22 protein-coding genes are annotated in these 18,747 nt (G+C 71.2%); 1 reads left to right on the top strand and 21 read right to left on the bottom strand.

Annotation, left to right across the window (positions count from 1 at the left end; genetic code table 11):
* Positions 1–41: 41 nt before the first annotated feature.
* From Q0967_RS03225 to Q0967_RS03245, 5 genes are read right to left on the bottom strand one after another with little or no spacing between them, the layout of a single operon-like run.
* Entirely contained in the window at positions 42–1,604 is a 1,563-nt protein-coding gene (locus tag Q0967_RS03225; RefSeq protein WP_299449032.1) for a hypothetical protein, read from the bottom strand.
* A gap of 30 nt (positions 1,605–1,634) precedes the next feature.
* Positions 1,635–2,474, bottom strand: coding sequence for a hypothetical protein (locus Q0967_RS03230; protein ID WP_299449034.1), 840 nt, complete (start codon positions 2,472–2,474; stop codon positions 1,635–1,637).
* Complete coding sequence (locus Q0967_RS03235) at positions 2,471–2,791, bottom strand: hypothetical protein (protein WP_299449036.1); 321 nt, start codon at positions 2,789–2,791, stop codon at positions 2,471–2,473. Before Q0967_RS03235 ends, Q0967_RS03230 begins: the two co-directional genes overlap by 4 nt.
* A complete protein-coding gene (locus Q0967_RS03240; protein WP_299449038.1) occupies positions 2,788–3,636 on the bottom strand; it encodes a hypothetical protein in 849 nt (282 codons plus the stop codon). Before Q0967_RS03240 ends, Q0967_RS03235 begins: the two co-directional genes overlap by 4 nt.
* A complete protein-coding gene (locus Q0967_RS03245) occupies positions 3,633–4,424 on the bottom strand; it encodes a hypothetical protein (RefSeq protein WP_299449040.1) in 792 nt (263 codons plus the stop codon). Before Q0967_RS03245 ends, Q0967_RS03240 begins: the two co-directional genes overlap by 4 nt.
* A gap of 252 nt (positions 4,425–4,676) precedes the next feature.
* Between Q0967_RS03245 and Q0967_RS03250 the strand changes: the two genes are divergently transcribed.
* A complete protein-coding gene (locus Q0967_RS03250) occupies positions 4,677–4,940 on the top strand; it encodes a helix-turn-helix domain-containing protein (RefSeq protein ID WP_298891658.1) in 264 nt (87 codons plus the stop codon).
* Between the two features lie 69 nt (positions 4,941–5,009).
* Here the strand turns inward: Q0967_RS03250 and Q0967_RS03255 are convergent, their stop codons facing one another.
* The 16 genes from Q0967_RS03255 to Q0967_RS03325 all read right to left on the bottom strand — a co-directional run bounded on the left by Q0967_RS03255 (position 5,010) and on the right by Q0967_RS03325 (position 18,609).
* Entirely contained in the window at positions 5,010–8,360 is a 3,351-nt protein-coding gene (locus Q0967_RS03255; protein WP_299449042.1) for a LysM peptidoglycan-binding domain-containing protein, read from the bottom strand.
* Positions 8,357–8,803 (bottom strand): TadE/TadG family type IV pilus assembly protein, encoded by a 447-nt coding sequence (locus tag Q0967_RS03260; protein ID WP_299449044.1) that lies wholly within the window; start codon positions 8,801–8,803, stop codon positions 8,357–8,359. Before Q0967_RS03260 ends, Q0967_RS03255 begins: the two co-directional genes overlap by 4 nt.
* Before the next feature lie 13 nt (positions 8,804–8,816).
* The gene (locus Q0967_RS03265; protein ID WP_298891665.1) at positions 8,817–9,281 is read right to left on the bottom strand and encodes a TadE/TadG family type IV pilus assembly protein; all 465 of its coding nucleotides are present in this window, start codon (positions 9,279–9,281) and stop codon (positions 8,817–8,819) included.
* Positions 9,278–9,703: a TadE family protein gene (locus tag Q0967_RS03270; protein ID WP_298891667.1), complete on the bottom strand. Its 426-nt coding sequence runs from the start codon at positions 9,701–9,703 to the stop codon at positions 9,278–9,280. The genes Q0967_RS03265 and Q0967_RS03270 overlap by 4 nt, the downstream gene beginning before the upstream one ends.
* Positions 9,703–9,882 (bottom strand): hypothetical protein, encoded by a 180-nt coding sequence (locus tag Q0967_RS03275; protein ID WP_298891669.1) that lies wholly within the window; start codon positions 9,880–9,882, stop codon positions 9,703–9,705. Before Q0967_RS03275 ends, Q0967_RS03270 begins: the two co-directional genes overlap by 1 nt.
* A 142-nt stretch (positions 9,883–10,024) precedes the next feature.
* Complete coding sequence (locus Q0967_RS03280; protein WP_299449047.1) at positions 10,025–10,939, bottom strand: type II secretion system F family protein; 915 nt, start codon at positions 10,937–10,939, stop codon at positions 10,025–10,027.
* On the bottom strand, positions 10,936–11,793 hold the full coding sequence (locus Q0967_RS03285) for a type II secretion system F family protein (RefSeq protein WP_298891674.1): 858 nt from the start codon (positions 11,791–11,793) through the stop codon (positions 10,936–10,938). Before Q0967_RS03285 ends, Q0967_RS03280 begins: the two co-directional genes overlap by 4 nt.
* Positions 11,790–13,445 carry a CpaF family protein gene (locus tag Q0967_RS03290; protein WP_298891675.1) on the bottom strand — a complete coding sequence of 552 codons (1,656 nt, stop codon included), beginning with the start codon at positions 13,443–13,445 and terminating at the stop codon, positions 11,790–11,792. Before Q0967_RS03290 ends, Q0967_RS03285 begins: the two co-directional genes overlap by 4 nt.
* The gene (locus tag Q0967_RS03295; RefSeq protein ID WP_298891676.1) at positions 13,442–14,227 is read right to left on the bottom strand and encodes a hypothetical protein; all 786 of its coding nucleotides are present in this window, start codon (positions 14,225–14,227) and stop codon (positions 13,442–13,444) included. Before Q0967_RS03295 ends, Q0967_RS03290 begins: the two co-directional genes overlap by 4 nt.
* Positions 14,227–14,847, bottom strand: coding sequence for an SAF domain-containing protein (locus tag Q0967_RS03300; RefSeq protein WP_299449050.1), 621 nt, complete (start codon positions 14,845–14,847; stop codon positions 14,227–14,229). Before Q0967_RS03300 ends, Q0967_RS03295 begins: the two co-directional genes overlap by 1 nt.
* Before the next feature lie 187 nt (positions 14,848–15,034).
* Entirely contained in the window at positions 15,035–15,760 is a 726-nt protein-coding gene (locus Q0967_RS03305) for a hypothetical protein (protein WP_299449052.1), read from the bottom strand.
* A gap of 230 nt (positions 15,761–15,990) precedes the next feature.
* Positions 15,991–16,266 (bottom strand): hypothetical protein, encoded by a 276-nt coding sequence (locus Q0967_RS03310; RefSeq protein WP_299449054.1) that lies wholly within the window; start codon positions 16,264–16,266, stop codon positions 15,991–15,993.
* A 526-nt stretch (positions 16,267–16,792) separates the two neighbouring features.
* On the bottom strand, positions 16,793–17,233 hold the full coding sequence (locus Q0967_RS17395; RefSeq protein ID WP_367181607.1) for a helix-turn-helix domain-containing protein: 441 nt from the start codon (positions 17,231–17,233) through the stop codon (positions 16,793–16,795).
* Positions 17,234–17,298: 65 nt separating this feature from the next.
* Positions 17,299–17,541 carry an excisionase family DNA-binding protein gene (locus Q0967_RS03315; RefSeq protein ID WP_367181608.1) on the bottom strand — a complete coding sequence of 81 codons (243 nt, stop codon included), beginning with the start codon at positions 17,539–17,541 and terminating at the stop codon, positions 17,299–17,301.
* 340 nt (positions 17,542–17,881) lie between these two features.
* Positions 17,882–18,262 carry a hypothetical protein gene (locus Q0967_RS03320; RefSeq protein WP_299449056.1) on the bottom strand — a complete coding sequence of 127 codons (381 nt, stop codon included), beginning with the start codon at positions 18,260–18,262 and terminating at the stop codon, positions 17,882–17,884.
* Positions 18,259–18,609, bottom strand: coding sequence for a hypothetical protein (locus Q0967_RS03325; RefSeq protein WP_299449057.1), 351 nt, complete (start codon positions 18,607–18,609; stop codon positions 18,259–18,261). The genes Q0967_RS03320 and Q0967_RS03325 overlap by 4 nt, the downstream gene beginning before the upstream one ends.
* Between the last annotated feature and the right edge of the window lie 138 nt (positions 18,610–18,747).

An 18,747-nucleotide genomic window follows, 5' to 3' on the forward strand; every position in this document is an offset into this window, starting at 1 on the left:
TCTCCATCCGTGTCGTCCTGCTCGTGTCGTCGTCATCGCCTTCACGCCGGTGGCACCGCCGCGGCCGCACCGGAACCGGCTGCGCCACCGGCCCCAGGGCCGGTGCCCGCGGGTGATGCTCCCGCCGGGGTAGTGCCGGACCCGGCACCGGTGGGCGCGGCCGCCGGCGGTGCTGGCAGGGGCGCGGCCGGGGCCGGTGCGGTCGGCGTGGTGGGCGCTGTGGGTGCGGTGGGCGCCGGGTCAGGTCCGGGCGCGGTGCGTGGGCTGCCGGTGTCCCCGGTGCCGGGGGGCGATGCGGGTCCCTGCGGGCCGGTCTCGGGGGCGTTGTCGCCACCGTCCTGGTCCTCGCCGCGCTGTTCGGGGTGCCGGTTCCGGTTCCGGTCTGCGCCCCGAGAGCCGGCGAAGTCGGGGACGTAGGTGTTGGAGCCGACGCCCATCTGGTTGGTCAGGTCCGCGCCGATGGTGGCGCCACGGGTGCCGGCCGCAGTCATCGCGCTGAGCCCGAGCGCGGCGACACCCCCGACCGCGGCCGCAGCGGGTCCGAGTGCGGCACCGGCGGAGCTCAGGCCGGACCCCAGTCCCTTGGAGGCACGTGCGCTGGCGTCACCGTCGGTGGAGCGTTCGGCCTGGGACCGCCCGTGCTCGTCGGTGCTGGAGGCGGCGGTCGAGGTCGACTTCTCCGAGGACCCGGACAGCACCCCTTGCAGTCCACCCTGCGCGGCGAGCCCGGCGCGCATCGCCGCGCCAGAGCTGGTGCCCGGGTCGACGAACGCGAGCAGCTTGAACAGCACCAACGGGGAGAAGCAGGCGATGCAGATGAGGAAGACGCCGGGGATGGCCGTGCCCAGGGTCTGCCCCAACCCGTCGGCTTCGTCCAGGACCACCCCGGAGGTCAACGAGACCCCGAGCCCCACCACCAGGGCCATCAGCACGGAGGTGAACGCGGCCGCGTGGAACCAGCGCACCGACTTCCAGAACCAGTCGTTGCCGCGGGCGACCAGGCCTGCCGCCGAGACCGGCGCTGTCGCGACCAGCACCAGCAGCGCGGCGGCACGGGCCAGCATCACCAGGAAGTGCCCGATCCCCCCCAGCCACAGAAACAGCCCCATGAAGCCCAGGACCGTGGCCAGCACCCCGTCGGTGAGGTCTTCGACCGACAGGGTGATCTCACCCAGGGGCTCCCAGGCGGACCACGCGGGGATCCCGAGCAGGCCCTGCAGCAGCGCCCCGGACAGCCCCGCGGTGGCGGTGATGACCAAGGCGGCGTAGGAGATCCACGCGAACCAGGCGAGCACGAACTGGCCCAGCCCGACGAGGACCTGCGCGAGGTCCTCGCCCCGGCGGCGGAACGCGACGATGCCCAGGCGCACGAACAGCATGGCCCCCAGCAGCGTCAGCGCGATCCAGAAGGTGATGGCGTAGGCGTTGCCCAACGGCCCGCCCTCGGTGACGTCCGGGGTCATGACGTGGTCGACGATGCCGAGGACGAACTTGAGGAACCACAGTCCCGCGGACCAGATCGCGAACATCACCGCGGTCCAGGCGTCGGCGACGAGCTTTCCGACGGCGGCCTGCCCGAGGAACTCGAACGGGTTGGGGATCATGCCGGTGCACCTCCTGGGGTCGGGCCGTGCTCAGTCGCGGGGGTCGCCGGTGCTGGCCCAGGTGCGCCACCCGGCGCGGGCGGCCAGGTCCGTCCCGGGCCAGGTCGAGGGGGCCTGCGCGACGTCGTGAGTGGTGTCGATGAGCCACCGGTCACCGGCCCAGGTCATGGCCTCGCAGTGCCCGTAGGCGATGCGGGCGTCCTCGGTCCCGCCGGCGCGCACGTCCAGCAGCACGCAGGCCAGGACCCAGTCGTCGTCGTCGAGCCCCTTGACCTGTCCCGCGGCCGGGGCCGCGGTGACGGAGAGGGTGTCGGTCTTGGTCTGCCCGGACTGCTCGGCGGCGGTGAGGAAGACCTGCACGTTCTCGGTCATGACCCACCCACCGGGCTCACCGGGTCCGGTGGTCCACGCCTCGTGGATCTGGTGCGTGGCCGGGATGGACATGGCCTGCAGGACGGCGACGTCGATGGCGGCCAGCTGGGCGAGGGCGCCCTGCGGGGTCGCGGGGTACCCGGTGGCCACCCCTCGCGGCCCGGTCCGGTCCGGGGACGGGACGGTGATCGTCGGGGCCGGCTCGGTGGAGATCTGGCCCTCCCGTGCGTCGCTGGCCTGGACCCTCAGCATGGGGGCGGCCGCGATCGCGACTCGCCGTCCCGGTCCCGCCTGTTCTGGCGCGTCCGTGGCCGGCTCCCCCGCTGCGGTTCCCGGGGCGGCCGGACTGGTCCCGGTACCGGCGCCTGCGGCGGTCAGGGCCCGGTAGGTGACGTAGCCCACCCCTGCCAGCAGCAGCAGCGCCACCGCCACGGCTGCGGCGAGGATGGCCAGCAGCCTCCCCCGGCTCCACCCGGTGTCGCCGCTGGTCGGGGTCACCACGAGACGCACCCGGCGCCGACCATCGAGGTCACGATCCCGGGCAGGATCAGGTAGAGGATGACGGCGATGAAGACGATGACGATGCCGACGACCCCGGCCCGGGAGGCGTGCGGCATCGCGAAGACGCGGCCGGCGACCACAGCGGCGATGGCCACCACGATGCCGACCACGAACAGGGCGACGACCGCCCACAGGACGTAGCCCATGATCTGGTCGACGGGGACCTGGGCGCCGGGGGGTGCGGTCGGGCAGACGGTGGCGAAGGACACCGCTTGGTAGGTGGCGGACTGGGTGAGCGTGGTCAGGGTGTTCATGTGTCTCGTCCTCTCTGGTGGTGCTGGGTGGGGGTCTCGAGCCCGGTGAGCTCGAGCACGTGGGTGGCTGCCGCGACCAGGGCCGCGGGCAGGTCCGTGGTGTCCAGGCCTCGCAGGGCCAGGGCCGGGGCGTCGGGGACGCCGACCAGGTGCTGCTGCGCGGACAGGTGCCTGGTCCGGTCCCCCATGCAGTGGCGGATCGTCCTGCCCCACCGCCGCGGGTTCGCGCGGGTGACCGCCAGCACCGGTTCGGTGTCCTCGGCGAGCAGGCTCAGCAGCTGCTCGGCCCGGCGCAGCCCGGGCACGTCAGGTGTGGTCACGACGACGACCGGACCGTGAGAAGGCCATGCGACACGGGCGAGCCACCCGCCGCGCAGGTAGAGCTGGTTGGCGTCCCAGCCGGGATCCAGCACGGTCAACGACACCTGCTCGGGCGCGGGCACGGGGAGGGGGACCTGGTCGGGGCCGGGGTAGACCTCGCCCTGACGGTCGATGACGACACGGTCGCGCAAGCCACGCAACCAGCCCGCTCCGACACCGCCGAGCTCGGCGGTGGCGCACCCGACCAAGCCGCTGGTGCTGATGGCGGATGCCTCGACCACCCGCGCCGGGGACGCTGCCGCGGTCGCCAGGGCTAGGGACAGGGTGGTGGCTCCGGCCGACCCGTGGGCTCCCAGCACCGGCAGGACCGGGTGGCCAGGGTCCCAGTCCGCATCACCGGCGCTAGGCCCGGACGACGATGAGGGCTCCTCGGTTCCGGGTGCGGGCGGCTCGACGGCCCGGAACTGCCCCGACTGCAACGCGGCCCAGGCGCGCTGCAGCTCAGCGACGGGGCGGGCGCTCACGCCGACCTCCGGGCGTAGGTGCCGCGCAGCTGGGCCAGGGCGCGGCGGGCCCGGCGCTCCACCGACGCCGAGGAGGTGTGCTGGTCGGCGGCCACGGCACGCACGGCCGGTTTGGACGTCAGGCCGGCGTTGGCTCGCCGGGTCACGACGGCGTCGCTGGCCTCGGCCAGCCCGAGCAGCAGCCTGACCTCACGGGAGGGCAGGACCTGGTCCTCGACCGCTTCCTCGAGCAGGTCGTACAGCGCCTCCTGCGCGCCGCGCTGCTCGACCTCGCTGCGGTGACACTCGATCGCCAACCAGGACGCGTCCTGGTCCTGGGTCGGGTCCAGCAGGCTCACCCGGTCGGCCCACGGCGTCGCCCAGCCCAGATGGCGCAGCACGTCGCGGCGGACGTTCATCAGGACGGTGGAAGCGACCTGGATCCGGTTCGCCCACGACAGGGTGCGCACACTGATCCACAGCTGACCGGCCACCAGCTCATCCATCCTCGGGCACATGGTGTACAGGTCCCTCGCGATCACAGTGGCCCCCGGCACCAACAGCTCGGCCAGCACGCTCGCGGCGGCCGTGTCGTCGGCGCCGTCCACCGCACCGAGCTCGCCCAAGGCCAACAGGACCTCGTTCGCCTCCACCGGCGCAGCCCCACGCAGCCACTGCGCGAGCTGCTCCGGGCCGTCAACCAGCGCGAGCACCGAGTGACGGGCCACCCACACCGGCCAGGCCTGCACGGCGCGCTGCACCGGGCTCGGAGACCCGTCGGTCAACCCCAACTGTGTCCGCAGGCTCATCGCCAGCTCCTCTCCACGTCCGCACACCCCGGAACGCTCTCCCCCGGACGTCCCCGGTTGCGCCCCTGATCCGTGCGTACCCACCCCACGTTCGGGGGGGGTACGCGCTGGGGACACCGGCAAAGCTGCAGGTCAGGCGGCGCCCCCGAAGGCCCCCTAACTTTTCCCGCGGCCCCCCTATATGTCTGGCTAGTTGTGCCCTGTTAGTTGGGCATAAGGGTACACGAAAACGGCCCGTGGGATGATCCGAGCGTGCCGGTTCGTCGCGATCTCTCAGACGAGGACTCCCAGCAGCGCTGGTCGCAGTCGCGGCTCAGGGTGGGTGCGAACACCCGTCGGCTACGGCAGGAGCAGGGGTTGACCCAGACCGGCCTGGCCCAGCGCGCCGGGCTGAGCCGCAACCAGCTGATCGACCTCGAGCAGGGGCGTCGCGGTCTGCTCTTCGAACGGTTGGAGGATCTGGCAGCAGCTCTCGGGGTGCCGGTCGGCGAGCTGTTCACCACCGCCGAGACGTAGAAGCACCCCCCTGCGCCGGGAGGGGACGTGGTGAAGGGGCTCGGCGCAGGAGGGTGCGGTCGGTGGGTCTCAGCCCGCTCTGCGTGGCTCCATCCAGGACCGGCGGGCCAGGACCTGCTCCGTGCGGGCGGGGAGGTCCTCGGGTGGGGTGCCCTCTTCCTCGGTCCGGTCGCAGACAGCCTCCTGCAGCAGCGTGGCCGCTTCACCGTGGTGCCCCTCGGCGGTGAGCACGGCCGCCAGGTCCAGGGTGGGGATCTCTTCGTACGGCGCGGCCAGCGTCGCGGTCTGCGCGGCGGCCCGGGCGGAGACCAGGTCCGCGCACTGCAGGTCGTGCACGACCAGGATGTGGGCGACGTCGACGATGGCGCACACCATGTGCTGGTCGACCCGGTCACCCTCGACCAGCCAGGACCAGCCGGTGCGTCGCAGCTGGCTGAACGGCTCGCCGGTGACCAGGCTCAGCGCGTGCCGCAGGTCCTCGATGCCCTCGGCCCCGCCGCGCGCCTCCCCCCGGGCCCGCAGCCGGCGGAACAGGTCGAGGTCGCACAGCACCCCCAGGACCTGGTACACGTTCGTGCCGTGCTCCTGGCGCGCCGGTGCCTTCTGGGCGTGCGGCAGGTGCGGCTGCCCGTCGGTGGCGTTCGGCCCCAGCCACTCCCGGGCCCGCCGGATGTAGTCGCGGCACTTGGCTTCGCTGAGACTGAACGCGTCCGCGGTCTGGGCCGGGGTGACCCCGCGAGGGTGCAGCACCAGGTAGGCGAGCAGCTCGGTGAAGTAGGCCTTTCGGTCCGGCAACGGGGCGCCGTATGCCTTCGCGGCGACCGGGCCCAGCAGGGTCAGTCGGGGCCGGCGCGAGTCCCGGTCCCACCAGTCCGCGAGGTCCTGCTCCAGGTCAGGGTCAGCCTCGAGCACGTCCGAGGCGACCGCCTGGGGCACCCGGGGCGCGAGCTGGGCCAGATCCTGCTCGGTGGTGGCGGCGACGTGCACGTACTCACCGTCCGGTCCCGGGAGCAGCGAGGACGCCGACACCACGGCGGCATCGGCGTCCACCAGGTGCGGGCGGCGCTCCACGGTGTGCTCGGGCCGCAGCGCACCGGCATCGTCGGCGAAGGACCGCCACAGCTCGTTCTCGGTGCCCTCGCTGGCCACGGGCATGGGCACGTCGTGCAGGTCCTCACCCTGGGCGAGCAGCAGCGCACATCCCTGCGCCTCGTCCGGGGTCAGGCCGGCGGCGACCAGCTCCAGCCCGGACTCGGGCAGGCGCAGCCTCCCGTCGCTGCCGATCACCAGCTGCATCATCTGCTCGTCCGGGACGTCCGTGTGCAGCACGAGCGCGCTGCCGGTGCGTCCGGGGCGGGCACCCATCGCCTCACGCAGCCCGGCAGTGAGCTCGGTGCCGGCGTAGCCGGGCCCGAGCATCAGGATCCTCGCCGGCCAGGTGTCGTCGCTGGCCAGCATCGCCCTGGCGGTGGCGGTGTCCGTGATCTGTCCCAACCGCTGGTGCACGGCCTGCGCGTCCCGGTGCAGGGCGCCGATCGTCTCCGGGCCGGCCACGTGGACCCGGCTGGGATTCATCGGCGCGACCTCTTCGGCGATACCCACACAGTCCAGACGCACCTCGGCCGACCATGGGTTGACCGCGATCTCAGCCGCGACGTACCGGGCGAAGTCAGCGGTGTAGTCGCGGTCCCCGGACAAGGACACCTGCAGGTCCTCCAGGTTCAGCAGCCACGCCGACCCGTCGTCGCCAGCGCCGATCGAGACCAGCAGCGGCCACGCCGCAGGCAGGTCCGGGCCGCCGCGACCGACCTGGTCCAGACCGGTGCCCGCCGGCAGGGACCAGTGCAACCGGTCCGCCGAGCCCTGCCACGGGGCTTGCAGGTCGGCCGGTTCAGACAGGTGCAGCACCAGCGCGTCCTCGCGCAGCTGGGCGGCGACCAGGACGGGCGTCGGCCCACCGGCGGCGACCTGCCGGGCCGCGAGGCGGCGCAGCGTGACGTCCAGGTCCTCCAGGGTGGGAGCCGCGACGGCGCCGTGGGCGTGCACGGTCTTGGCGACCGGGGCGAGCTGCTGGGGCGCTGTGCTCACCGTCCGTCCCGGGCGGCGGTGCCGGAACTGGCGTCGCCGACGCCGCCCCAGGGCCAGGAACAAGCCCCCGGCGAGCAGGGCCCCGGACCCGGTCAGCCCGGTCAGCAGCCACGACGGCCCCGCGTCGTCGGTGGCTTCCGCGCCGGCGTCACCGGACCAGGCTCGGTGCTCGGCCTCTTCCCCGGCGGGTGTCAGCGCCCCTACGGCGCCGCTGCCCCCGGAGGTGGAGTCCTCGGATCCAGCGGTCAGGGACGCCATCGACCCGTCACGGGCAGCGCCCACCGGGCCCGCCGGGTTGCCGGCCTGCGCCGTCGACTCATCCGGTGCCGGTGCGCTGCCCCCGACCCGGGCCCCGGTCTCGGCACCACGGTGGGCCCGGTCGACGAGGGGGGCTGCCTGCTCCTCGGGGTGGTCCTCGGGCAGCGTGATCTGCCAGCCCGGGTGGATCAGGTCAGGGTCTTGCAAGGTGCGCCCGTCCGGTTGGACGACGTCATCGCTGGCCTCGTACAGCTCGGGCCACCGGGTGCCGTCGTCCAGGTGCTCAGCGGCCAGCCTGGACAGGGTGTCCCCCTCCTCCACGACCACCGTGTCCGCGTCCTGCGAAGCCTCCCCGTCCCGGCGCTCGGCCTGCGCGGGGAGGGTGATCTGCCAGCCCGGGTGGATCAGGTCAGGGTCTTGCAAGGTGCGCCCATCCGGTTGGACGACGTCATCGCTGGCCTCGTACAGCTCGGGCCACCGGGTGCCGTCGTCCAGGTGCTCAGCGGCCAGCCCGGACAGGGTGTCCCCCTCCTCCACGACCACCGTGTCCGCGTCCTGCGCAGCCTCCCCGTCCCGGCGCTCGGATGCGGCGGGCGGGGTCGGTCCGACCTCGGTGGCGCCTGCAGACCGCTGGCCGGTGTCGATCGGACCGGTCTGACTCTGCTGCGTGGTCGTCGTCGGGTGCGTCGCACTGGCCGGGGTAGCGGCGTTGACCGCGGCCGGGGCGGTGAGGAACAGCGCGAGGGCGGCGGCGACCAGGCCGTGCGTGGTCGACTGCGGCAGGGACAGGGCCGGGAGCTGGGGTGCTTTCACCCCGCGCAGCTGGGCAGGGATCTCGACCAGGATGCTGACCGCGAACGCTGCCCACACCAGCCAGCCGAGGACCTTCGCGGCGGCCAGCACCACGGTTCCGTCGTCCCGGGTGGTCAGAACATCGCGCAACTGTCCCAGGTCGGGCAGGCTGCTGGGCAGGGGGTTGCCGCCGAGGGCGATGAGGACGACGGGTAGGCCGACGAGGATCACGGCCAGGACGAGGAGGGCACCGAGCCCGGTCAGGACGCGTCGCAGTCTCATTGTTCGACTCCTTCCAGAGAACGGGTGATCCGTGCCTCGCCGCTGCCGTTCGCGGACAGCGACCCGACACCGATGACCCCCAGGAACCGGGTCTGGTAGGTGGCGGTGACCTCGACCCGGACCGTGGTGGCACCGGTCAACGCCGCGGCCCCGGAGACGCCGGCCGCGGCGAGGTAGGCGTTGGCTGCGGGTACCGCACCCGCGGTGTCGCTCACGGCACCGACCCCGCGCATCGCGGGACCGGTCTGCACCTGTTGGGCACCGGCACGGGCGGCCTCGCGGGCCACAGACCGGGCCTCCTGCATGGCGTGGATCTGCCCGGACACGTCGACCGCCAGACCGGCCATGATGAGGACCACGGCTGCGATGAGCACCGTGAACACGGTGACGGACCCACGATCAGAGACCGCGGCTGGGCGACCGGTGCGGGGGTGGGGTTGCATCAGGCCTGCCTTCCTAACCCTGCCGGTTGCGGTAGGTGTCCAGCGGGGAGGTCATGGTCGAGGTCAGGGTGCGGGAACCGGGCACGCCGGGCATCCCCAGGTCGGACATGTCGACCACGCAGGTGACCGTGGCGGCCACGGTGCCGGGGGTTCCCTCGGGCAGCCCGAAAGCGGCGGTGTCGACGGCCACCGACTGGGTGCCGCACCGCACCGCCTGGTTCGTCAGGGACGCGGACGCCGCCCCCGCTGCGGAGGTGTTCGCCTCCCCCGGTGACCGGGCGATCGAGGCGGCCCGGGCCGCCTCGGAGGCAGCGGCCTGAACGGCCTGCTGGGCCAGAGCCCATCTCCCGGCGAAGATCACCAGGACCACGAACAGGAGCAGCACCGGGGCCAGGACGACGATCTCCAAGGTCGCCGAGCCCCGCTCCGCCCGAGCCCGGCGGCGCCGCGGCCGGTCCGTGGCGTGGTTCGTCCTCATCCGGTGATCCGTTCTACGGGCACGCTGGCGGACTGGACGATCGCGGGTGCCCATCCAGGGATGAGGGACTGGGCCTGGCCGGTGACGGTGACCGTGGCCGTGGTCGCTGACCGGTTCGCAACGGTCCCGGCGCCCTGCAGCACCCCGTCTCCGCCGCCGGCGGTGAGAAAGTCGTCGGCGGCCGCGGCACCTGCCCCGGCGGTCGAGTCCTCGGCGGCCGCGACCCGGGCCCCGTCCTGGGCGGCGCCCAGGGCCAACGCCCGTGCGTGGAACCACAGACCGGCTTGGACGGCCATGAACAGGAACAGGAACATGACCGGGGCCAGGATGACCATCTGCACCGTGACCGAGCCCCGCTCGGTGGACCGGTCGGGGCGTCCCGACCGGTCCACCGCACGATCGCGGCCGCGGTGGCGGCTCATCAGCCGAGCTCGCCGATCTTGCCGGTGGCCCACGCGGTCAGCAGCGCGCCGACGGTGGTGACGAGGGCGACGATGATGACCGCCCACATGATGTGCTCGACGGTGATCGAGCCGCGTTCGCGGCCCTCACGGAGCCGGGCCGCGGTGATGGTGTGCAGGTTGATCGCGGTGCGCTTCATGAACCGGCTTCTTTCTCTGTAGGTGATGCGGGGTTGTCGTTGGTTGCTGGTGTCGTGTCCCAGGGGCGGGTTCAGCGGGTTGCCATACCGGTCCTGGTGTGGTGGCGTGCTCGTCTCGTCGTCGTCTTCCCAGAGGTGCAGGTCAGCCCCCCGTCACCATGCGCAGGATCTGCGGGGTCAGGAGCAACCCCAGGAAGACGGCGCCGAGCATGGTCATCGGTAGCGTCATCCGTTCGCTAATCGCGTTCGCGTCGGCCTTCTGCGCGTTGAGCAGCGCCGACCGCACGCTCGCCGACCGGGCCCGTAGCTGGTCATAAACCTGGGCGCCCTCTTCTCCGGACAGGCGCATGATGTCGGCCAGGTCGTGCAGCTCGGGCAACCCCAGTTCCTCGCCGAGCTCGCGCAGCGAGTCCCAGGGGGTGGTCCCGGACCACCGTGTCCGTGCCAGCTCCTCGCCCAACCGCCGGAACACCCAGGAGTCACCGATCGAGGCGGCCGCCTCCATCGCCTGCCTCGGTGCGGACCCGGCGGCCCGCTCGAGAGCGACCAGGTCGATGAACGCGCCCAGGGACCGGGAGAACTCGACCCTGGCTTTCTTCGCGTCGTCGATCACGTTGTAGGTCGGGATGAACCACAGCACGACGGCCAGTCCGAGGGAGGCCGCGACCGGAAGGTAGAGCGGCAGCCCGGACCAGAACACCATCGGCACCACGCTCAGCAAGGGACCGACGACCAGGCCTATGAAGGCGAAGAGCAGCTTCTCGCCGTAGAACCGTTCCCTGGTCATCCGCAGCACGGCCAGGTCCTGGGCCGAGACCCTGCCCCACACGCGTGCCGGCAGCACCCGGTGACCCACCGACCCCAGCACGTCCCGGACGTCTGCGTCCTTGGACGCACCGTTGCGGGTGCGCAGGGTGGCGGCCCGGGTGCCGGCCGGGGACAACCGGGTCAGGGCGTCGGCCAGGTCCGGGGCGGCTGGGACCAGGCGGATCAGGATCAGCGCCAGGCCGGCACCGACCAGTCCCCCGGCGACCAGCATCAGCTGCAGCCCGGTCATGACGCGGCCTGCCGTGCGTGAGTGCCGATGAACCTGGGCAGCGGCTTGCCGCGGGACATCACCCGCATCCAGACCAGGGTGGCGACGTAGGCGGCCAGCAGCACCAGCAGCAACGCCTGCCCGAAGGGTGTCCCGTACGGGGCGACGTAGTCCCCGGACAGGGCCAGGAACGCCAGGACCCCGACCGAGATCAGGGTGATCAGGCGCGCGTTGGACCGGGGCTTGGCCCGGTCGGCCTCGATCTCCCGGCGGGCCCGGACCTCCTGACCCACGGACTCGGCCAACGCGTCGAGGACCGCCGCGAGACCGGCCCCCCGGCGCCGGGCCCCGAGCCGCAGCTGGGCCACGATCAGGTCCCCGGTCGCGTCGTCGAGGTCGTCGGCCAGCAGGGTCAGCGCGGACTGGGTGTCCCACCGGGACCGCAACCGTCCGACCAGACGAGACACCTCGGGCCGGATCGGTTCAGGGGTGGAGCGCAGAGAGGTGATGAGTGCCTGCTCCAGGCCGACCCCGGCGGTCAGGACCCCGGCCACGGACCGCACCCACTCCTCCATCGCCTCCAACCGCTTCACCTGTGCCTGCGCCGGGGGCGCCGCCAGCAGCAGCGGCAGCCCGGCCACCGCGGCCGGGACCAGCACCACAGCGACCAGGAACCCGGTCAGCGCCGCGATCAGAGCACCGGCCACGAACCCGGCGGCCAGGAGCACCAGGGTGCGGCGGGACAGGGTGATCGTGCGGGGGCGCGAGCGAGGCGGCCGTGGGGGCGGTGCCGGTCTGCGGGTCAGCCCCAGCGCGATGAGTAGCACCCCGCCGGCGACGAGGGCGCCGGCAAGGCCTGGAACCACCGGGGTCATGCGGCACCCCCTTCCTGGTCCTGCTCAGCCTGGTAGGCGGCCAGGTCGAACCCGAACCGGACCAGGTCGCGGTAGTCGTCGGGCAGCACCCGCGGGAGCGCGACAGCGGCACCGGGGTGGGCCTTGAAGATGTGGGTGTGCGCATAGCCCTTGGCCTGTTCGCCCGGGGTGAGGGCGATGATCTCCGAGACGAACCGAGACACCCGCGCGGTGCCGTCCTCGACGGGGTCGACCTGTTTGGTGACGTGGACGACCACGTCGATCCCGGCGGCTACCGAACGGAGGGCGAAGTCGTGGGTGGCGTGCTCACCGGCCTCCATCACGCAGGTGACGAGCTTGTCCACAGCGCCCAGGGCGTGCGCCGCGTGCGTGGTCGAGATCGATCCCGACCCGGACTGCATTGCCTTGAGCATGGCCATCGCCTCTGGTCCGCGGACCTCGCCGACGATCTGCCGGTTCAGGTTCATGCGGAAGGAGTCGAACAACGCCTCCTCGAGGGTGAACTCGCCGGCCTTGCGGCCGCTCGGACCGATCTCGCCGGACCCGGGCCGGGCCTCCCAGGCGAAGCAGTGCGGGTGCCGGTCGGTCATCTCGTGCAGGTGCAGCTCGTACTCGGTCTCGAAGGTGCCGATGACCTCATACCGAGGGATCTCGTTGCACAAGGCCCGCACCATCGTCGTCTTCCCCGCGCCCTGCGCGCCGGAGACCACCACCGAACGCCCGGAGCGGACCACCGCGGCCAAGAACGACGCAGCGACCGGGCTCAAGGCACCCATCCCGATCAGGTCCTGCAGGCTGACCTGGGTCAGCCGGTGCCGGCGGATCACGACCTGCGGCCGCGGGGTCACCCACGCCTGCGCCGCGAGGCGGGCCCCGCCATCCAGGCGCAGGTGCAGTCGCGGGTGTGAGGGTGAGAACGGGCGGGGGTTGACCTCGGAACGGGTCGCGACGAACGTCAAGAATTCGATGAGCTCCTCATCGGAGTCAGCGACCGGGTCCGCCTCCACCTGACGGCCCCCGGTCAGCTCGACCACGACCCGGTCGTGGCCGAAGATCATCACGTTCTCCACCTGATCGTCATCGACCAGCGGCTGCAACCGGCCCAGCCCGAACACGGCGTCAAAGACAGCCCTGCCCAACCGGTCCTGATGAGCCAGGGGCCACGGGTCGTTCCCGGCCCGGGCCCGCTCGGTGGACTCCCGGGCCAATAGGTCGGCGATGATCGCCCGGCCGCGTTCCCGCTGCCCATCCCGGTCCTTGAGCAGGTCCCCGGTCGACTCCTGGCTCAACCGGTCAGCCGTCTGCTGCCGCAGCACCGCCACCAGCGACCAGTCCAACCGCCCGGACCGGTCCCAGCCATGAGCCTGCTGGCCGCTTTCCCCTGGGTGGTGCACCGTCTCGAACGGGACGACCGTGGCTCGAGCACCTGGCAACGGCCCCTGCCCCGCACCGGGGGCCTGCACAGCCGGTGCCGGGGAACGCTCCCCCGGTGGGAGGGTGAAGGTGCCTCGCCGCCGCCCCGGCCTGGCCGGTGCTGGCGTGGCCTCCGTCGTGCCCCCGGGGGTGGCAGCGGCGAACAGCGGCAGGTTCGTCGGGTCAGTCCCCGGTCCGGTCAGCGGCTGCTCGGTGCTGGTGTCGGTCTCGCTGGTCATGACGCCTCCCGGTCCGGTTCGGTGAGTTCCTGCCGGTTCTGCGTGATCGTGGTCATGGCCGCCTGGTCCAGCCGGCGCAGGCTGCCGACGAGCTGGCTCGCGGCCAGCCGCCGCACCGATGCCCCGACAGAGAATGCGGCCGCCGACTTGGCGTCCAGATCCACCGTGCCCAGAACCTTGGCGCCCAGCACCTGCTCCACCTCACGGGCCGAGTACGGGTGGCCGGCCCCGACCAGGACCACCGCGAACGAGGACCCGGCTCCCGACTCGTCGAACTCGGTCCGCAGCGCCTGCACCCACGAGCGTGCCCCAGCCAGGGACACCAGGTCCGAGCGGCAGGTCACCAGAGTCAGATCCGCCCCATGCAGCAGGGGTGTCGCCGAACCCACCAGCCCCAGCCGGCCCAGGTCGACGATCGCGTCCTGGCCCGTCCCCGACAGCGCCTTCAACGCCCCCAGCAGCGGGTCCCACAACCCGCCCAGTCCGCGGGCCTGGGTGTGGGAACGGGGCCCGGGCAGCAGCGCGACCTGGGAGCCCGGCAACACCATCGAGACCGTCGGGATCGTGGAACGCAGATCGCCCCGCCGCTCCGCAGCAACCAGCTCCACCAAGGCGTCCGGGGGCGCCACGGCCCCCTGCAGAAAACCAGCCAGAACCGGTGAACCCCCGGTCGGGTCCGCGTCCACCAGCACCGTGGGACGGCCCCGGGTCAATGCCCAACCCAGCGCGGTTGTGGTCACCCCCGGCGACCCGGAGGCGGACGTGAGCGCGATGACCGCCATCAGCCCTCCCGGCTCTCCAGCACTAGGGCGACCCGCCCGGCCGCGGCGTACTGCGCCACCGCCGGCGCCTGCGCCGCGTCGATCAGCACCGACACCACCGTGGCCTGCTGGCCCGTGGCCACGTCCGGGGCACGCACCGAGACCACCTCAGCCTCGGTCAGGACCGGATCCTCCACCGTCGCCGGGTCCCCCTGAGCGCCCGCCGTGACCACGACCCGCACCCGGTCCCCGGCCACCAACGGCTCCCCCGGCATCAGCTGCGGCGTCACCGCCACACCCACCACCGACTCACCGTCGGCCGGGACGAGCTGCTCGGTCACCGCCTCCTGCGTCAGCAACGACCCGGCGGCCAGATCTAGCGCTGCGCGCCGCCCCACCAGGTCCTCCAGGTCCGAGCCAGGCACCACAGCCAGGGACGGGTCGGAACCCACCTGCACGACCGCCAGATCCTCAGCCCCGATGACCTCTCCGCGCATCACCGTCGACCGGACCGCGACCACGTCCGTGGCCTCTGACGTCGCCAGGTACACCCAGACCCCGACCAGCGCGCCGAGCACCACCAACGCGACACCGGCCAAAGTCAGCACCGGGCGCCGGCGCAGCTTCAGCGGTGTCGGCACCGGCGTCGACTCACCCTCCACCACCGGAAGCGTGGCGTTAGGTCCATTGCCGGGGTCGCCAGCACCTGAGGACTGGTCCGCGTCTCGTCTCCTGGACATGTCTGCTTCCCCTTCGCTACGCCGACGCGAGCCTCTCGCGCCTTCCCCGTCTCGTGTCCCGCTGCAACCGAACTAGTTGGCTGAGGATCTACGGCTGGATGATGGCTTGGGCCTCGCCCAAGCGAATGGTCGTCGACTCGACCAGATCCATCGGGATCTGACCGGACTGACCCATACCGGACCAAGTGATGACCCAGAACGAGGTCGCCGACACCTGGTAGGTCCCCGGGTCCTCATACCGGTGGCCGCAGTCCGGGGAGGCCTGATCACCGAATTCGTCCGCGTACGAGGTTCCCGGGCCCGTGCAGGTCACCAAGGACCCGTCACCCATGTCCCACACCACCTGCTCCACCACACCGGTCGCAGTCACCGAGTAACCACCCGCGGACGCGGTCCGGCTGACCGGGCCTAACGTGTTCTCGGCAGGGTCATCGACCCACATCCAGGTCGGCAACCCGATCAGCCCGATCCGGTCCGGACCGTCTTCCGGGACGATGCCTATCCCGATCGCTTGAAGGTCCATCTGGGAGATCGCTTGGTACGCCAGATCCAGCGGGTTGGGGACGTTCTCCCACGGCGGGCTCATCGACCACGCCATGTCCACGAATCCCGGCTCGAGCGACGGGTCGCCCAGCCAGTTACCGCGCACGTAGATCGCCCCCTCGGTGTTGCCCTCCCAAGCCGGGTCAGACTTCCGCGGCTGCGGATCTGCAAGCTTCGCGTAGGCGTTCCACCCCTGCACCCAGTGCCAACCACCCGCCAGCTCGCACGGCACCACCTGCCCACTCACCGTTTCCGTACACGCGACATCCACCGGCGGTCCCTCACCGCCACCGCCACCGCCACCACCCGGATCTACCGGATCCCCCGGCACACTGGGGTCTCCCGGGCCTTCAATGACGATTCTGCAGCGTCCAGTTCCTGGATCGATGACCTCACCGGGGCCGCAGACCACCGGTGGAACTGACTCGCCCGCCATCGCCGCTGCGCCTGAGCTAACTGGTGCGACCATTGCCAACATCAAGGTGGTAATGGTCGCTGCCTTCAGGGACCGCATGGCTCGTACTCCATGGGGTCGTGAGTGACGAACAGCTCACCCTCGCTTGTGGCGTCTGGGCCGACCCGATAGGTGATCTGCTGCCGATCTCCCAACTCACCCCGATTCGGCTTCTCACCGTTGTAAGTCACGTCAGACCAGTCCAGGCAAGCCGTCACCTGGTAGTCCTCGCCCTCGGCTACGGCCTCGACCGCCGTGACCGTCACGACAGTCTCACCCTCCTGAGCGAGCCCCTCCTCTCGATCCATCTGCAGGTTGGACACCCACTGCGCGACCGCTTGGCCACGTGCAACCCCAGCTAGGTCCTGGACCGGGACTTCGGAGTTCCGTCGTGCCTCATCCAGGAGTGCCCATGCTTTGACCACGGCTTGGGCTGCATCTGCTTGCCCTTCGTCTTGTGGTTCGGCAGCAGTCGGACCCGCCGAGGTTTGTCGTGCGTCCTCCGGCGCGCTCGATGTGGCCGTGTCAGTTTCGCGAGTGTCCGATGCCTGGGTGGTCTCGGACGAATCGTTCGGCGCGCCACCCCCGCACCCGGCCAACAGGCCAAGGCACGCCGCCAAGACCAACCCACTCGTCACCCCGCTGGTACGCATGTAACCTCCTTCACTACTAGGAAGCCATCCAGGCGATACGGGAAGCATCAGTGCGGGGATGGACGCCCGATAAGCACTAGTTCTACGTCGGCGGCGTCCAACGCACCCCGCTTGCCGTAAGGTGAAGATGCACCGACCCAGCGTGACGCTAGCCCAGGATGGCGCGGGGATGACGGGTAGGCAAATAACGATTCGGTCAAGAATTTTGGCGGCGAGCGGCGCGCAGAGCCTGCACGACACGCGGCGCAGACACCCCCAGCCGCTCAGCGAGCAGCGTCACATGCCGCGTGGAAACCTCACTCTTCAAGTCACCATTCTCCCACCGGACCACAGTTCGGGGACTGACGTACACCGCCTCAGCCAGTTGCGCGATTGTCAAACCAGCCGCGAGTCGCTGCTCCCGCAACGTCGCTGGGTCAGCAGCTGCAATTAACAAGGTCTCGACTGGAACGTCCAGTATCTCTGCGATGCGTCCAAGCACCCCCGGGCGTGGTATCGAACGCCCCAATTCCCACCGCGACACACGTTCGCCGCCCACAATCCCAACCGCCCGGGCCAATTGGTGCTGAGTCAGTCCTGCACGTTTTCGCAGCGACCGCAGACGCTTCGGATCCATGGGGGCGCGCGCTGGAGACATCAGGTCAGCCCAACCGGATCGAGCCCTGGCCTGCGATTGATGTTCTGTCCCACAGGGTCCCCTCGCTACAACGAAGGGATCTGCACCATCAGCCGATCCACATCGGCCGGGTTGACGCGAATGAGGCGAGGGCCGCTTCGGTATGCCGGGAGTTGACCCTCGGCGATACGGCGTCGCAGTGTGCGGATACTCATGCCAGTCCGTTCGGCGGCAGCGGCCAGGGACTCGTAGTGCCGAGCCTTTGTGGGCGCACGTTCCATTGCATAGCTCATACCGCCTACAAGCCATGGAGCGGATCGCTTCAGCATCACGTCACGCCTTCATTCAGTCAGGCTCTCGTTGCACGTAGCCATGAGCGTGACGGACGCAACGGGCAGTACCCCAAAGACGTTCGGCAGCGAGACGTCGATCGCCTCCTCGCCGGTCGTGACTGGGTCGAAGGTCTCAGGGGCGCCGGGGGAAGATGGACCCGTCTCTTGGAACGATTGCCACGGCTTCGGTGTCCACATGCGCATGTCGATCTGCACAGTCCAGTGCGTGCCGCCTTCGGACCGCGAGACCCGGACAGCAGGCGCCGTGTTCTCTCTAGCGATGGCTGCAGTGTGCTTCGAGGTGTGCACCCCGGCATATGCCCGGCGCGGGCTCGCGTTAGTCGTCCTGGGACTCCGCCCCGGTGCCAGACCCGCGGGTGATCCAGCCCTGAAGGACTTCATCACCCAGCATGAGCTTGGCGGGCACACCACCCAGGAGCGGCCCGCCGCCCACCTCAAAGGGGTCGCCCACGGGAAGCGGGTGCGGGTCGGAGGGGTCGACGTACTGGAAGAGCACGAAGCGCGTCCCGGTGTTGGCGAGGTTCGTCGAGGCTGTCGGTCCCTCCTGGGTCGGGCGGCGCGTGTCTGGCAGGGTGGCCCGGTCCATGTCGGCGATTTTCTGCACCCGTGGGTCGACCGGCTCGCCCAGGCGCTGAGCCAACTTCACGTCGAGGCGAGCCACGTCCTGGTCTGCGCGCGTGATGACGATCTCGTTCATGGGGATTCCTCTGCCGGGTCTTCCTGGTCCCGAGTATCCCACTCATTTATGATCGGCTCCAGGGCTGAGGCAAGGGCGGCCCTGATCAGCCGAACGTCGAAGTCGGTGAGGTCGGGGGATGCCGCGAGAGTCTCGAGCTGCGCTACGCCGAGCCCGCGAGACTCTGGATCCTCGGAGACCAGTTGGTCCATGGACCAGCGCATGTGATCATGGGCCGTCGCCCTGCGGGCCTCGGCAATGGTGTCCTGGTTGTCGCGCGTGGCGACTTTCGCTTGCGCCCAGTGCCCCCCGTAGCCGACGACCGCGCCGACGACCAGCGTCAGCACTGCCACCCACCACTCGGCCATGCCGGCCAGCCTAGAGGAAGCCTCCCAAATTTCGCCCGGACTCTTTCAATGCGGTCGGACCCAGCCTTCCGGGCGGTGGTCCAGCCATGCCTCGCTGGTCCACAGCCGCCAGCGTCCGCCAGGCCCTGGCACCACCCC

It is taken from the genome of uncultured Serinicoccus sp. (assembly GCF_947500995.1).
Classification (GTDB): domain Bacteria; phylum Actinomycetota; class Actinomycetes; order Actinomycetales; family Dermatophilaceae; genus Ornithinicoccus.

Bases quoted from the DNA above. Each gene is read 5' to 3' on its own strand.
- Q0967_RS03325 (WP_299449057.1), bottom strand. From the start codon at position 18,609: ATGGCCGAGTGGTGGGTGGCAGTGCTGACGCTGGTCGTCGGCGCGGTC.
- Q0967_RS03290 (WP_298891675.1), bottom strand. From the start codon at position 13,445: ATGACCAGCGAGACCGACACCAGCACCGAGCAGCCGCTGACCGGACCG.
- Q0967_RS03295 (WP_298891676.1), bottom strand. From the start codon at position 14,227: ATGGCGGTCATCGCGCTCACGTCCGCCTCCGGGTCGCCGGGGGTGACC.
- Q0967_RS03275 (WP_298891669.1), bottom strand. From the start codon at position 9,882: ATGAAGCGCACCGCGATCAACCTGCACACCATCACCGCGGCCCGGCTC.
- Q0967_RS03285 (WP_298891674.1), bottom strand. From the start codon at position 11,793: ATGACCCCGGTGGTTCCAGGCCTTGCCGGCGCCCTCGTCGCCGGCGGG.
- Q0967_RS03265 (WP_298891665.1), bottom strand. From the start codon at position 9,281: ATGAGGACGAACCACGCCACGGACCGGCCGCGGCGCCGCCGGGCTCGG.
- Q0967_RS03280 (WP_299449047.1), bottom strand. From the start codon at position 10,939: ATGACCGGGCTGCAGCTGATGCTGGTCGCCGGGGGACTGGTCGGTGCC.
- Q0967_RS03245 (WP_299449040.1), bottom strand. From the start codon at position 4,424: ATGAGCCTGCGGACACAGTTGGGGTTGACCGACGGGTCTCCGAGCCCG.
- Q0967_RS03315 (WP_367181608.1), bottom strand. From the start codon at position 17,541: ATGCTGAAGCGATCCGCTCCATGGCTTGTAGGCGGTATGAGCTATGCA.
- Q0967_RS03320 (WP_299449056.1), bottom strand. From the start codon at position 18,262: ATGAACGAGATCGTCATCACGCGCGCAGACCAGGACGTGGCTCGCCTC.
- Q0967_RS03235 (WP_299449036.1), bottom strand. From the start codon at position 2,791: ATGAACACCCTGACCACGCTCACCCAGTCCGCCACCTACCAAGCGGTG.
- Q0967_RS03255 (WP_299449042.1), bottom strand. From the start codon at position 8,360: ATGAGACTGCGACGCGTCCTGACCGGGCTCGGTGCCCTCCTCGTCCTG.
- Q0967_RS03225 (WP_299449032.1), bottom strand. From the start codon at position 1,604: ATGATCCCCAACCCGTTCGAGTTCCTCGGGCAGGCCGCCGTCGGAAAG.
- Q0967_RS03260 (WP_299449044.1), bottom strand. From the start codon at position 8,803: ATGCAACCCCACCCCCGCACCGGTCGCCCAGCCGCGGTCTCTGATCGT.
- Q0967_RS03270 (WP_298891667.1), bottom strand. From the start codon at position 9,703: ATGAGCCGCCACCGCGGCCGCGATCGTGCGGTGGACCGGTCGGGACGC.
- Q0967_RS17395 (WP_367181607.1), bottom strand. From the start codon at position 17,233: ATGTCTCCAGCGCGCGCCCCCATGGATCCGAAGCGTCTGCGGTCGCTG.